At 32.2% G+C, this 13237-nt stretch carries 17 protein-coding genes; 11 read left to right on the top strand and 6 right to left on the bottom strand.

What is annotated here, in order from left to right; genetic code table 11:
- Nucleotides 1–15 precede the first annotated feature (15 nt).
- A complete protein-coding gene (locus tag BG05_RS19925; RefSeq protein ID WP_002165856.1) occupies nt 16–957 on the bottom strand; it encodes a nucleoside hydrolase in 942 nt (313 codons plus the stop codon).
- A 33-nt stretch (nt 958–990) separates the two neighbouring features.
- A complete protein-coding gene (locus tag BG05_RS19920) occupies nt 991–1593 on the bottom strand; it encodes a DUF2441 domain-containing protein (RefSeq protein WP_003189137.1) in 603 nt (200 codons plus the stop codon).
- A gap of 111 nt (nt 1594–1704) precedes the next feature.
- On the opposite strand from BG05_RS19920, the gene BG05_RS31665 reads away from it, so the two are divergent.
- From BG05_RS31665 to BG05_RS19895, 6 genes are all read left to right on the top strand, one after another.
- Entirely contained in the window at nt 1705–1941 is a 237-nt protein-coding gene (locus tag BG05_RS31665; RefSeq protein WP_232294841.1) for a hypothetical protein, read from the top strand.
- The gene (locus BG05_RS19915) at nt 1859–2308 is read left to right on the top strand and encodes a DUF2798 domain-containing protein (protein WP_003189140.1); all 450 of its coding nucleotides are present in this window, start codon (nt 1859–1861) and stop codon (nt 2306–2308) included. The genes BG05_RS31665 and BG05_RS19915 overlap by 83 nt, the downstream gene beginning before the upstream one ends.
- Nucleotides 2309–2489: 181 nt before the next feature.
- Nucleotides 2490–2915, top strand: coding sequence for a DMT family transporter (locus tag BG05_RS19910; RefSeq protein ID WP_003189141.1), 426 nt, complete (start codon nt 2490–2492; stop codon nt 2913–2915).
- A gap of 18 nt (nt 2916–2933) precedes the next feature.
- A complete protein-coding gene (locus BG05_RS19905) occupies nt 2934–3626 on the top strand; it encodes a Crp/Fnr family transcriptional regulator (protein WP_002127320.1) in 693 nt (230 codons plus the stop codon).
- Between the two features lie 19 nt (nt 3627–3645).
- Nucleotides 3646–4116 carry a DMT family transporter gene (locus BG05_RS19900; protein ID WP_002127321.1) on the top strand — a complete coding sequence of 157 codons (471 nt, stop codon included), beginning with the start codon at nt 3646–3648 and terminating at the stop codon, nt 4114–4116.
- Nucleotides 4117–4270: 154 nt separating this feature from the next.
- The gene (locus BG05_RS19895) at nt 4271–4774 is read left to right on the top strand and encodes a GNAT family N-acetyltransferase (RefSeq protein WP_002012819.1); all 504 of its coding nucleotides are present in this window, start codon (nt 4271–4273) and stop codon (nt 4772–4774) included.
- 376 nt (nt 4775–5150) lie between these two features.
- Here the strand turns inward: BG05_RS19895 and BG05_RS19890 are convergent, their stop codons facing one another.
- Together BG05_RS19890 and BG05_RS19885 are read right to left on the bottom strand one after the other, a co-directional pair.
- Nucleotides 5151–5972: a class I SAM-dependent methyltransferase gene (locus BG05_RS19890; RefSeq protein WP_002189563.1), complete on the bottom strand. Its 822-nt coding sequence runs from the start codon at nt 5970–5972 to the stop codon at nt 5151–5153.
- A 45-nt stretch (nt 5973–6017) separates the two neighbouring features.
- Nucleotides 6018–6458, bottom strand: a complete 441-nt coding sequence (locus tag BG05_RS19885) for a MarR family winged helix-turn-helix transcriptional regulator (RefSeq protein ID WP_002127325.1) — start codon at nt 6456–6458, stop codon at nt 6018–6020.
- 681 nt (nt 6459–7139) lie between these two features.
- On the opposite strand from BG05_RS19885, the gene BG05_RS19880 reads away from it, so the two are divergent.
- Both BG05_RS19880 and BG05_RS19875 read left to right on the top strand, forming a co-directional pair.
- Nucleotides 7140–7547, top strand: coding sequence for a GNAT family N-acetyltransferase (locus tag BG05_RS19880; RefSeq protein WP_002127326.1), 408 nt, complete (start codon nt 7140–7142; stop codon nt 7545–7547).
- An 82-nt stretch (nt 7548–7629) separates the two neighbouring features.
- The gene (locus BG05_RS19875; protein WP_002012823.1) at nt 7630–8283 is read left to right on the top strand and encodes an MBL fold metallo-hydrolase; all 654 of its coding nucleotides are present in this window, start codon (nt 7630–7632) and stop codon (nt 8281–8283) included.
- Nucleotides 8284–8409: 126 nt separating this feature from the next.
- On the opposite strand, the gene BG05_RS19870 is transcribed toward BG05_RS19875, so the two are convergent.
- A complete protein-coding gene (locus BG05_RS19870; protein ID WP_002127328.1) occupies nt 8410–9033 on the bottom strand; it encodes a TetR/AcrR family transcriptional regulator in 624 nt (207 codons plus the stop codon).
- Between the two features lie 122 nt (nt 9034–9155).
- Here BG05_RS19870 and BG05_RS19865 point away from each other — a divergent pair, with 122 nt between their 5' ends.
- Nucleotides 9156–11387, top strand: a complete 2232-nt coding sequence (locus BG05_RS19865; RefSeq protein ID WP_003189151.1) for an MMPL family transporter — start codon at nt 9156–9158, stop codon at nt 11385–11387.
- Between the two features lie 48 nt (nt 11388–11435).
- Here the strand turns inward: BG05_RS19865 and BG05_RS19860 are convergent, their stop codons facing one another.
- Entirely contained in the window at nt 11436–11618 is a 183-nt protein-coding gene (locus tag BG05_RS19860) for a DUF4021 domain-containing protein (protein WP_002012828.1), read from the bottom strand.
- Between the two features lie 201 nt (nt 11619–11819).
- Here BG05_RS19860 and catA point away from each other — a divergent pair, with 201 nt between their 5' ends.
- Together catA and BG05_RS19850 are read left to right on the top strand one after the other, a co-directional pair.
- Entirely contained in the window at nt 11820–12470 is a 651-nt protein-coding gene (gene catA, locus BG05_RS19855; protein ID WP_002127330.1) for a type A chloramphenicol O-acetyltransferase, read from the top strand.
- Nucleotides 12471–12694: 224 nt separating this feature from the next.
- Nucleotides 12695–13219 carry a GNAT family N-acetyltransferase gene (locus BG05_RS19850; protein WP_002141727.1) on the top strand — a complete coding sequence of 175 codons (525 nt, stop codon included), beginning with the start codon at nt 12695–12697 and terminating at the stop codon, nt 13217–13219.
- The last annotated feature ends 18 nt before the right edge of the window (nt 13220–13237 follow it).

Below are 13237 nucleotides of genomic sequence, written 5' to 3'. Positions count from 1 at the left end.
CGTATAGATAGAATTTCAAGTAGAAGCTTTCTTTGCTAATTCAGTTATATAGTTGAAAAATACATCACGTTTTACATCATAAACGACATTTACAGGTCGCCCATCATCAGTTGCCACTGTACGTCCTTGACTAGGTCCGTATGTATGAACAATACTTTTAATCGCTTGTACCTTTGCAAGATCAGCTTTCCCAGCAAAGGCAGCGGTTAATACATCCCACAAATAGTAAGTAGAGTTCGTTGAGAAGTGAACGAGAGGGGGAACCATTGCATAGCATTGACCAAGGAAATCAACACCAATATACTTACGCTCTTTTGCCCACTGTTCACGTATGTCTATAGTTAGCGGAACCTGGTTTGTACTTTCTAGAGTTACTAAATCAATGATTATATTAGCATTCCAAACACGAGCTACTGCTTCGGGATCCCAAAATGAATTCCACTCGGCTGTTCCGTCATGTTCTGGCTCATGTACATTGCCTGCAGTACGAAATGTACCGCCCATCCAAACGAGACGTTCAATTTTATCTTCGATTATTGGAGATTCATATAGTGCACGAGCAAGGTCAGTCAGGGGCCCTGTAAATAATAAAGTTGTTTTTCCATCAGTTTGTAGAAGAGTCTCTATTATATGATGATGTGCAGGTTTTTTTGATGCAGGTGTAACAACTTTCCCAAACTCATTTAAAATTGGTAAAGCATCTACATAAAATGCATGCATCCGCCATTCTTTTGGAAATGGGTTTTTTCCACGAGAGTTGGACGCTGCTACCTCAATATTATTTTTGCCGAAGCGATCTATAATTTTACGACTGGCAGACATTGCTGGTTCTAAATAACAATCTGCAGGAATAACTGAAACACCTGTAAGTTCTACATTTTCCATCTGGAGTAGTAAAAATAGTGATATTAAATCATCTACACCACCATCATGATTGAAGTACACTTTTTTCATCATTTTAATCTCCATTCTTTAATATTTAACCAGGAATTAAATTTTAATTGATGAAAAATCATCAATAATTTCCACCACTTCAATTCTCCCATTAATCAGTAACTCAGGAAGTTCATTTCTAACGTTTCCTTTCCAATACTCTCTAGCTTGTTCCATTTTTTGAGCGAAAGGAATACCATCTTCTTTCGGTAAAAGATTTCCGTCACCTTCAAAAGAACTACCGATCACTCGTAGTTTAACAATCTGTAAAACATCTCGATTATAAGAATCAAATAAAGCTTTCCATTTCAAAGCATCCTCATAGCTTTTGGAAGCATATAAGCAAGACAACCTTGAGGGATATTCAGGAAATTCTTGCAGTCTAACCATTTCTACAATAGTTTCTCTAACCGCTCTAATTGTTTGATCTATATAATTCAGAACTACTTTAGCATTTTCATTATTTATATGTAATTCCTCATTGATATAATGCCTTTTTAAAATTTGAATGGAGTCTTCATCATTAGAATTTAATTGTTCTCTTTCAAAAAAGAAGTGATAGAGGGTATTAGTTTGATTTTTGTCAAAGTGAATGATTTTTCCGATACTCATTGTTTTCCTTGTAACGATGTGATATGCGTAAAATTCTGCTTTATTCATGGTTATCCTCCTAGTAGTAATTATCATATAATTCAATATTAAATTTAATAATTCAACATCAAAATATATAAAACCTTTGTAAGTAAAAAGTTATAGAGTGGGAGGATTGGAGTGAAGAGTGGAAGAAATGCACGTAAACGCTTTAAAAATGTTCACAAAATGTTCACTTACGAAGGAGTTTCCAATATCGATATAATGACAAAGACTCAAAGAGAAGGGATGATGAAAATTGCCAACAACAAGAAAGGAAAACCTCCAATTTGGTATGATGATGTGCCTCGGGATGGTTATCGTTATGACGTTTTACAATTTATTAATGAATGGAACAGGAGGGCCAATTCATATTAAGGAGATCGCATTAGAACTAATAATTGGATTTATTATTGCGCTATTAATTGAAATATGTATCGTAGGACCGTGTGCGAAAAAGATTGTATTTGCATTACCATTTGATAAATCAAAAAAAGTAAACATGATTATTGCGATGGCAACAACAATGGTAATCGGAATGGTATTCTTTATGTCATTTTACGGAATGGCTATGATGTATTTACATAATGGGTTACATGGTGACTCATTCGCTTCAATTTATTTCTCGATTTTCATTAAAAATTTCATTATGGCGTACCCACTTCAATTAATAATAATGGGACCTCTTGTACGTTTCTTATTTGGAAAGTTTGTTTTGAAGAATAAAGCTGTTAATGTAGCATAGTTTTAATTACTAAAATATTATATACGGATGAAGTATTTTAAACGCATCTCACATATTTTGAGATGTGTTTTTTCGTGTACATTACTAATTATTTTCATATTGATGTGACATTTGTCCTTTTGTCGTTGTAGTATTGTAGCTTTTAATTAAATCATAGATAGAAGATTAGGAGATGATTTTTTTGAAAGGTATTTTACTTTCAGTTTTTGGAGGAGTATTCATTACACTTCAAGGTACGTTTAATGCGAAACTTAGTTCAGATATCGGTATATGGTCGACGAGTATTATTACGCATTTAATTGGGTTTCTTATTGCAACAACTATATTTTTGTTAAAGAAAGAAGAGAAAGTAACGGATTTAAAGGGTGTAAAAAAAGTATATTTAGCAGCTGGCGCACTTGGTGGGTTGATTATTTGTGCGGAAACAATGGCGATATATTCAATGGGAGTTACATTAACAGCTGGAACACTTATGGTTGCTCAATTATTAACAGCTACTGTTATTGAAATGAAAGGATTATTTCATATAAAAAAGATACAAATGGAGAGATACCATATTGTGGGGACAATAGTAATGATTTTAGGTATTTTTGTGTTTAATATGTAAGGAAAGAAGGGACTGTAAGTGGATAATAAATCAGACTTAATTATTCAATATTTGAAAGCTTATAATATACTTGAAATTTTTTCAGGAATAAGTACTGACAATTTTCAAGTAAATCATTTTGAAAAAGGCAAGCTTATTTGCGATAAAGATGATGAAATTCATCGTTTATATTTTGTTATTAAAGGAAAAGTAAAAGTTTACACGATTACACCAGAAGGAAAGAAACTAATCCTTCGCTTTATCAATCCATTAGCAATTGTTGGTGATATTGAATTAATACAAAATAGCAAAGCACATAATGTTGTTGAAGCTTGTTCAGATGTTGTAGCAATCTCCATTTCTAATACAGTTATTAGAAATAAGTTATTACATGATCCTATATTTATGAAGTTCTTGCTTGAAAACATTGCGAACACGTTAAAAATATCGACTCGTTTTACAGCTCTAAATTTACTTTATCCGGTAGAAGTACGTGTAGCTAGTTATTTACTTTCGATTTCAACGGATAGTAATGGGAATATGTATAAAGAGGATTTAGATTCAACTTCTGTATCAAGTATTACAGATTTTATAGGTGTAAGTTATAGGCATGTAATTCGAGTTTTACAAAAATTTTATAGTGAAAAATTAATTGAAAAGAATAATGGAGTTATTGTAATTAAAGATTTTTCTAGAATGAAGGAAGTTGCTAAAGATAATATATATGAGTAATGAAAGGGAGAGAAGGGTTATGATTGGATTTAGTTTAGCTATATTAGCTGGAATATTAATTAGCTTACAATCTGTTTTTAATACGAAAGTGAATGAAATTGTAGGACAGTGGTTAACAACTGCATGTGTTCTTGGAATAGGTCTCATAAGTTCTGTTTTATTTCATATCATTACAGAGAAAAGTATAAGCGTTAACTTTTATACTGCAAATTATTTATTTTATATAAGTGGATTGTTTGGTATCGGATTAATTATTTGTATAATGGGTGCAATAAAGAGTTTAGGTCCAGCTTATACGGTGCTCATTAGCCTTATTACTCAATTAGTTGTTGCATTATGTGTTGATACATTTGGATTGTTTGGAATGGAGAGAGTACCTATACAAATAAATAAATTAATTGGTATAGGTCTATTAATTGTAGGGGTAGGAATTTTTAAAAATTTTTTTTCGAATAAGAAAGCTATTACTATAAATGAGGATAGGGCCTAAAGAATTTAAAGGAAAAAGGTGTTAATAATTAGAACATATACATTTAGGTGGTAGTAAATGAGCGATAAGGAGAGAAAATAAGTGATTCAGTACATGTTGGAAGATGGTGTACATTATATTATGAGTGCAGTGACATAACTAGGAGGTTTCCACTATGACAGCTTTATTTAAAGCTATGGAGTTCCAGCTGAAAACTGAACGACTTGATCTGAGTATGTGGGAGGAATCCGATTCAGTCTGGATGAGAAAATTAATTGGCGAACGTGGTGTGGATATGCCAACCCTTGACGCCGTTCGTAGCATGCTTATAGAGATGCGTAAGAGAGCAGGCGAAAATGGCATTTCCCTTCTCACTATTCGCCGACGAGACGAAGGTGATTTCATCGGATACTGTGGCTTGATTATCGGTCGTTCCACACTGGAAGAGCCGGAGATCGCATACGAGTTGTTCCGCAGTGCTCATGGCAAAGGCTATGCGACTGAGGCAGCATCTGTTGTGCTGGACGCTGCGATTGCTACGGGGCGCCACAGACTTTGGTCGACTGTAGGCGCTTGGAATGTTGCGTCCTTCCGGGTGTTAGAAAAGATAGGATTTAAGAGGCATCACAGTACGTGGGACGAGCGCGGTGAGATTGTTTGGAACGTACGCGACCTTTAGAAATCCCGGACCTAACTCGAAACTATTGAAAAGGAGAAGAGGTCATTAGTTTGGGCAAGAATCCAGATAAAGATAAAATAACTGATTTATAATTCAAATAGTGACAAACTATAACTGAAGCATGTCCTCGAAAGCGGAGTGTTGCCTTCGCACCGAGGCTATGCCCTCCCCCAAAAACCAATCGAACGTTTCAAGTTATATATCTTTATTATACTGATTAAACTAAATATTTATTGTTTACTTATTTCATTCATTATGTAAATAAAAAAGGATAGTTAGCCCTCATAATGGACTAACTATCCTATAGATTATTATATGAATTTAATAAAATCGAGGTCTTCTTTTATATATGATTAATATATAAGCTATAGATTTATCATTTTTCAAACCGTATATGAACGAACTTCAACATCTTTATTAAATTTACAATCCGCATCATAATTCGTGTACTTCCATCCCAATCTTTATTTGTAGGTATATGTTTAAAGAAAGGGGAGCAGCTTAATATTTTTATGTTAGAAGACCACTTTTCTATTGTCTTTGGATTATTTACGTAAAAATACATCATAGCGCCGTTATTACCAGATTTTTTTACAGTAGCATTCGAAAGTGTCAGTGCGAACTTTGATTCGGCATCAAAATATAACTCTCCTCCAGGAAAACGTTTTGCCATAGCGACAAATATCTCCTTCAGTTCTTCTTCTTTAAAGTAATAAAACACACCTGCTGATATAAAAAGAATACTGTCTTTTGGATCATATTTTATATCGTTGAACCAAGAAGTGTCAAAAAATGATTTGGCAATGCTTATATTTCGTGGTGTATCTTCAATTAATGTTTTGCGGAAAGCGATCGCATCAGGCAAATCAAGGTTATACCACTGTAGGGTACCGTTATCAATTCTTGAAAAAGTAGTGTCTAGTCCAGAACCGATATTTACTATAGTAGCATTCGGATGTTTTCTAATAAATTGTTTAATAGTATCGTCTATTTTTCTTGCACGGGTAATGTAAGTGATACATCCATATTCGCCAAATGTATCTGCTATTTTAGAGAAATCAAAGTCGCATTCTTTAATAATCCGAATAGCTTCCGTATCATCTAAAATATCCTTGTTTTTCTCACTACCATATGCTCGTCCCCATAGTGGAATAAGCATAGTACTTTGAACTGATTGTAAATCTATTTCTTTAACCATGAAACGTCCTCCATTTAATAATAAAAAAATATCATATATATATGATTAGTCGTTATTTAGCATTTTTGATAGCATTTTATTTGTTTTATACAGTCCGTAAGTTAAATCACGTTGATCTTCTTCACTGAGTTTTTCAAGATTACTAGTGAAATTATTATAAATTTGTTTCCATCTTTCATAATGTACTTTTTCAGCTTTATCTGTTAAGGAAATTAAAACAGCTCGTTTATCTACTGTATCTTGTTTTTTTACAATGTATCCGTTTTGCTCTAAATTACGAACGGTTACACTTAATTGTTGTTTAGGTATGTTTAAATAACTAGCAATCATTTTTAAATTTACAGCGACTTTTTGCTGGGCAATATACTCAACTATGTGTTGCTCTAAATGTGTAAATTCAGTGGATTTCTCTGATAATAATTTGAAAGTACCTGACATATTTAATAATAAATTCATGTATTCGTTTATTAATTCTTTATTAGTCATTATTTTTCGTGTCCTTTATCAATTTAGTAATTATTTTATTACTATTTTTACTTAAAATCAAATAATAACATTGATATTAGTAATTGTTTATTTACTAATATCAATGTTATTTAAATCGTGAGAGATGCAGTAGAGGAAAAGTTAAAGTTTTTTATGAGCGGTGAGTAGAAAGATTATAAAATATTACTTTATACATAAAAAACTAATGAAGCCAATGTCTTTTTCAGTCATTATACTATTAATAATTTTATGGTAAAATCTTTTACATAATGAAATAAAGGGGTAGTATTCTATGGGTTATTTCTCAAATAGTTTATTAGTTTTGTTTGTTCTTATCGTATGTAGCTGTATGATTTTTGGTTGATAATATAATGATGGATTGATATAAAAGAAGGTATCTCACAAAGATGAGATATCTTCTTTTTCGTATAATTGTAATTTAGATTCAGTATTTGGTGATGGTTGAAATGTATATATTTTATACTCACCATTAGTTGATATATTAAACAAATATTAAACAAATATTAAATAGAGAAATATATATGGTACCAATCTTATTAAGCTTATGTTTTTAAAGAGAAGGAGTTTCATTTTTTTTTATTGAAGTATTGTTCTAGTCAGTTTAACGACGGTCAAAAATTTTATGGAATAAAAACAAAAAGGATGATAAGGAGTATTTACATGAAAACTATTTTAAATTACACGATTGAACCCCCTAAAGATTTCAATGAATTATTAACTATGTATGAATCTTTAGGATGGAATTCTCTTGAATTATCGGTTAATGAGTTAGAGCAAATGTGTAAACAAAGTTGGTATGTGATATATGCTTTTAAAGAGCAACAATTAATTGGGATGGGACGAGTAATATCAGATGGTGTAATAACGGGCATTATTTGCGGTGTATGTGTAATGCCAGAGTATCAGTCCATGGGCGTTGGAAAGGAAATAGTGGAACGATTAATCCGGCACTGTGAACAAAAACGAGTTATTCCACAACTTATGTGTGTTGAAGATTTAAAATCTTACTATGAATCAATTGGATTTGAGGGATTTTCGATTGGTATGACGAAACATATTAAACGATAGCGGGGCTTTGTAATTTAGAATTACTTGTTTATCAGGCCAATTTTTAGATTTCAAAAATTTCGTTATAAAGGAGAATAATGTTATGGAGATTGCTAAAGGGGTAGAGATGTTACATCTTGAATTTCAAGAGTATATTATTCACCCAATTCTTTTATGGGATGATGAAATGGCAGTTTTAATAGATACTGGATTTCCTGGACAAATTGAAGATATACGAATAGAGATGGGGAAGGTTGGAGTATCGTTTGATAAACTAAAAGCCGTGATTTTGACGCATCAAGATATAGATCATATAGGTAGTCTTCCTGAACTATTACAAAACTGTGGAAGTAATATAAAAGTCTATGCTCACGATCTAGATAAGCCGTATATCGAGGGGGAGTTACCTTTGTTGAAGGATGCACAAGTACAGAATCCTCCGAAAGGAAAAGTGGATGATACTTTGGTTGACGGCCAAGAACTTCCATATTGCGGTGGTATTCTTATTATTCATACCCCAGGGCACACTCCTGGTCATATTAGTTTATATTTGAGACAAAGTAAAACTCTTATCGCTGGGGATTCAATGTATAGCGTAAACGGAATTTTAGGTGGAATTCATGCCCCAACTACTTTGGATATAAAAGAAGCGCAAAATTCTTTGAAGAAGTATTTAAATCTAGAAATTGATTCTGTAGTTTGTTACCATGGTGGATTAAGTAAGGGGAATATAAATGCACAAATTCAAGAGCTATAGATAAGAATTTTTTGTTAATCAGTGCTAAAGTATAATTTAATTGCTAGTATATAAATAAAACCCTTAAATTAATAAAGAGCATGTTTGAAGGAATTTCAAATGTGCTCTTTATTAAATATAATCAATTTAATTTTGATGACTTAATCCATTCCAATAAAACGAAACGATTTCTTTTGCTAATTCATCTATATTTGCAAGAGTAGGATTGTGATTCTCATCTTTAAAATTCCCGATTGATAATAAAGCGACGAAAGCATGGGCAGCAAATTTAGGATTTCCTTTAGGAATTTCTCCAAGGAGAATTGCGTTATCTAGCGCTTTTTCCAACACTTCATACATGTTATCCTCGGCATTTTTTAATTCCTTTAATTGCTCTTCAGATAAAGAAAGTTTTGCATCTTTCATAAAATTATTCATATCAATATCCATCGTTGCGTGTAAGTATACTGTAGCAAAGTTCAATAATCTTTCTTCCAAAGTTTTATTCGTAGAGAGTATTTGATCCATATTTTCTCTTATGCGCACCATCATTTGAATCATAGTAGCGGTAAATAGATCAGCTTTTGTTGAGTAGTAATAGTAGACAGTTGCTTTTGTAACTCCACATTCTTTCGCGACCTCATCCATTGAAACAACTTGATAACTTTGAGTGAGAAATAACCTAGTTGCAACTTCTAAAATGATTTCTTTTGTAGACTTTGTATTTTTATTTTGACGAGGCCTTCCGAGAGGACGTTGTTTTTGATCCAAATACATTCGCTCCTGACATTTATTATTGAGATAATTATAACATAATTTTTTAATCATTCTTGATTAATTAACCGACCAGTATATATAATTAATATTGGAGGAAAAAAGGAAGGTGGGGTTTTATGAAAAAGCACCCGTTACATATGTTAGGGAGGCTTGTAGCAGGGAAGAATACGCAATGGATAACTTTATCGGTATGGATTCTTATTACATTAGTACTTTCATTTACGTTACCACAAGTAAACAGTACGAAAGAACCGAATCCGAAAAATTTACCTGAAACAGCTATGTCACAGCAAGCTGAAGCACTTATGAAAAAAGAATTTCCTAATAATGCAGGAAACCCGTTGTTAGTTGTATGGCATCGGGATGGTGGATTAGAGTCAAAAGACTACAAATTAATACAGGACGTTTATAAAGAGTTAAAAACGGACCCTTTAAAAGAACAATCATTGTTACCACCATTTGATACAATTCCAGAGCAAGTATTATCAAAAAGTGGATCAAAAGATGGTACATCATTTGTCACACCAATATTTTTTAATAAATCTGCTGGAACGGATATATTAAAAGGTAATTTAGAAGAGTTACGAAAAATAGTGAATAGTAAAGTGGATGAAGATCCGTTCAAACAAAAAATTACCGACTCTGGTTTACATGTTCGATTATCTGGACCTGTAGGTATTCAAACGGATGCGGTAAGTTTATTTAGTCAAGCTGATGTGAAATTATTAGTTGCTACTGTACTACTAGTATTGGTTTTATTAATTTTACTGTACCGTTCACCAATTTTAGCAATTTTACCTTTACTCGTTGTTGGTTTTGCATACGGAATTATCAGTCCGACACTGGGCTTTTTAGCAGACAATGGATGGATTAAAGTAGATGCACAGGCTATATCGATTATGACTGTTTTACTGTTTGGAGCAGGAACGGACTATTGTTTATTTCTTATTTCAAGATATAAAGAGTACTTGCTAGAAGAAGAAAGTAAGTATAAAGCATTGCAACTTGCGATAAAAGCATCAGGTGGAGCAATTATAATGAGTGCACTTACTGTAGTATTAGGGTTAGGAACGTTATTACTTGCTCATTATGGAGCTTTTCATCGATTCGCAGTTCCATTTAGTGTGGCTGTTTTCATTATGGGAATCGCTGCTTTAACTATTCTTCCAGCATTATTATTAATTTTCGGTAGAGTTGCATTTTTCCCGTTCATACCGAGAACAGCTGAAATGAATGAAGAGTTTGCAAGAAAGAAAAAGAAAGTAGTAAAAGTAAAAAATACTAAAGGGTTCTTTAGTCAAAAACTTGGGGATATTGTTGTACGTAAACCGTGGACAATTATTATGCTAACCGTATTTTTATTAGGAGGCTTGGCTTCATTTGTACCGCGTATTCAATACACGTACGACTTATTAGAATCATTCCCGAAAGATATGCCATCACGCGAAGGATTTACATTAATTACGGATCATTTTTCAGCTGGAGAATTAGCGCCAGTAAAGATTGTAGTTGATTCAAAGGGAAAAGATTTACCTATTAAACAAGAAATAGAGAAATTATCTTTTGTTAATAAAGTGAAAGAGCCAATGAAGGGAAAAGAAAATAATCAATTGCAAATGTATGAAGTTTCTTTAGTGGAAAACCCATACTCAATTGAAGCATTAGATCAAATCCCTAAATTGAAAAATAGTGTAGAAAAGGTATTAAAAGATGAAGGAATTAGTCAAGCTGAGAATCATTTATGGATTGGCGGAGAAACAGCTTCCTTATATGATACAAAGCAAATTACTGAACGGGATGAAGCGGTTATTATTCCGGTTATGATTAGTATCATCGCTTTACTTTTACTCGTGTATTTACGTTCAATCGTTGCGATGATTTACTTAATTGTAACTGTCGTTTTATCTTTCTTCTCTGCATTAGGAGCAGGCTGGATTTTACTGCATTTCGGTATGGGAGCTCCCGCGATACAAGGTGCGATACCGTTATATGCATTCGTATTTTTAGTTGCCTTAGGGGAAGATTATAATATCTTTATGGTTTCAGAAATATGGAAGAATAAAAAGAAACAAAATCATTTAGAATCAGTTAAAAATGGTGTTATACAAACAGGTAGTGTAATTACATCCGCAGGTTTAATTTTAGCAGGAACATTTGCAGTATTAGGTACATTGCCAATTCAAGTTTTAGTTCAATTCGGTATTGTGACAGCAATCGGTGTATTGCTAGATACATTTATTGTAAGACCACTGCTTGTACCTGCGATTACAGTCGTTTTAGGCCGCTTTGCTTTTTGGCCAGGGAAACTTTCTAAAAAGAGAGAAAAAGTAAAAAAATTGGATATATAATAGAGAAGAGCCAAGGATATTTTCCTTGGCTCTTTTCTATGTAGTTCATTAATTTTTTGAAGTCAAATCATCAGTTACAACGTGATCAGCATCTTCAATGGTTGTTTCGGGCATTCCATATAAGCCGTTCATTGCTTGTTCTTCGATATTAAGATTTGCAGTATTATTATTTTGAATAGATGTAGTGTTTTCGATAACATTTTCTTTTTTATTTACATTTTTGTCATTCATGTTTGAATCCTCCAAACGTCATTTGATTTATTAATAGTATGTGGATGGATTTCCAGAAATATGTGAACGAATTTCTGCAGATGTTATATAGTTAAATAAAAAGCTTAGTATTAAATTTAAACTGTAAGGAGTGAACAAGTGTGGTGAAAACAAGAAAGTTAGCCTTCTAAAATAAAAATAAAATTTTAGGAGGCTATTAAAATGAAGTTTCATGTAATTGACAGAGAAAATTGGAATAGAGAGCAGTATTTTGAACATTATTTAAAATTAAAGTGTTCGTTTAGTATGACAGCGAATGTTGATATTACGATGATGCTAGAGGAAATACATCAAAAGGAAATTAAATTTTATCCGACTTCTATTTATGTAATTTCTAGAGTGATAAATAAACATACAGAATTTCGAACATGTTTTAATGATGAAGGAGTTTTAGGGTATTGGGAGGAAATGATACCTAGTTATACAATCTTTCATAAAGATGATAAATCTTTTTCAAGTATATGGACGGATTATTCTAGCGATTTCCACATTTTCTATAAAAACTATGAAGAGGATATGAGATGTTATGCTAATGTTCATGGTTTCTTCCCGAAAGAAAATATTCCGCCAAATATTTTTCCGATTTCTGGTATACCTTGGACTAGTTTTACAGGATTTAATTTAAATATTAATAATGATGGTGATTCTTTATTACCAATTATTACTTGTGGGAAATATTTCAATGATGGAAGCAGGGTTATGCTACCTGTTTCATTGCAAGTACATCATGCGGTTTGTGATGGATATCATGCGAGTCGATTTATAGAGGATTTACAGGAGCTAGCTAATACTTGTAACGAGTGGCTTAAGTAATATCTAATTATTAATTATATAAAATTGAAAATGAATAAGCGTTAAAATAAAAAGAAGAGAACATATGTATATTACATGTTCTCTTCTTTTTATTCATTCATATTAAGTAACAGTGGAAAATATAGGTTGATTTGTAGTTTAATAGTAAAGAGAGTGATTAGCTTTAAATTTCTTTATTTTATAATTATTTAAGGGTTCAAATGTTTTAATAGGGGGAAAGTAAAGTGAAATTCATACGTATTGAAAAAGATGAAATCCTAATTAATAATATGGCAAAATTGTATTGTAAAGCATTTGAGAAAACAAATTTTACTGAAATGATTGAGAGAATGAAAAGACATATAGAATATGCAGATTTTAAAGGTATAGTAGCAATAAATGATGAAAATGAGGTAGTTGGTTTTACTTATGGTTATCGCTCATTAGAAGGGCAGTACTATAATCAATTAATGAGAGAAGCGTTAAATCTAGAACAAGCAGACGAATGGTTACAAGATTGTTTTGAATTTGTAGAGTTAGCAGTTCACCCACAATATCGAAATGAAGGTCTTGGAATGAAATTACATAATGAATTATTAGAAGGGATTTCAAATAGAACGAGTATTTTAACAACACAAATAAACAATGAAAAAGCGCGTTCTTTATATAAAAGATTGGATTGGGTGGATGTATTAGAGCCATTTCACCCAAGTAAAAGTGATGCCCCATATGTAATAATGGGAAAAATATTAAAGACAAAAGTAAATTAATAACTATATCGTTCACAA

Origin of the sequence: Bacillus mycoides (assembly GCF_000832605.1) — a bacterium.
Classification (GTDB): Bacteria; Bacillota; Bacilli; order Bacillales; family Bacillaceae_G; genus Bacillus_A; species Bacillus_A mycoides.
This window is presented reverse-complemented; position numbering and strand designations above follow the sequence as displayed.

Coding starts and splice junctions, on each gene's coding strand:
- BG05_RS19875 (WP_002012823.1), top strand. CDS start 7,630: ATGGAGATTGCTAAAGGGGTAGAGATGTTACATCTTGAATTTCAAGAG.
- BG05_RS19915 (WP_003189140.1), top strand. CDS start 1,859: ATGATGATGTGCCTCGGGATGGTTATCGTTATGACGTTTTACAATTTA.
- BG05_RS19865 (WP_003189151.1), top strand. CDS start 9,156: ATGAAAAAGCACCCGTTACATATGTTAGGGAGGCTTGTAGCAGGGAAG.
- BG05_RS19900 (WP_002127321.1), top strand. CDS start 3,646: ATGATTGGATTTAGTTTAGCTATATTAGCTGGAATATTAATTAGCTTA.
- BG05_RS19925 (WP_002165856.1), bottom strand. CDS start 957: ATGATGAAAAAAGTGTACTTCAATCATGATGGTGGTGTAGATGATTTA.
- BG05_RS19890 (WP_002189563.1), bottom strand. CDS start 5,972: ATGGTTAAAGAAATAGATTTACAATCAGTTCAAAGTACTATGCTTATT.
- BG05_RS19920 (WP_003189137.1), bottom strand. CDS start 1,593: ATGAATAAAGCAGAATTTTACGCATATCACATCGTTACAAGGAAAACA.
- catA (WP_002127330.1), top strand. CDS start 11,820: ATGAAGTTTCATGTAATTGACAGAGAAAATTGGAATAGAGAGCAGTAT.
- BG05_RS19885 (WP_002127325.1), bottom strand. CDS start 6,458: ATGACTAATAAAGAATTAATAAACGAATACATGAATTTATTATTAAAT.
- BG05_RS19895 (WP_002012819.1), top strand. CDS start 4,271: ATGACAGCTTTATTTAAAGCTATGGAGTTCCAGCTGAAAACTGAACGA.
- BG05_RS19860 (WP_002012828.1), bottom strand. CDS start 11,618: ATGAATGACAAAAATGTAAATAAAAAAGAAAATGTTATCGAAAACACT.
- BG05_RS19880 (WP_002127326.1), top strand. CDS start 7,140: ATGAAAACTATTTTAAATTACACGATTGAACCCCCTAAAGATTTCAAT.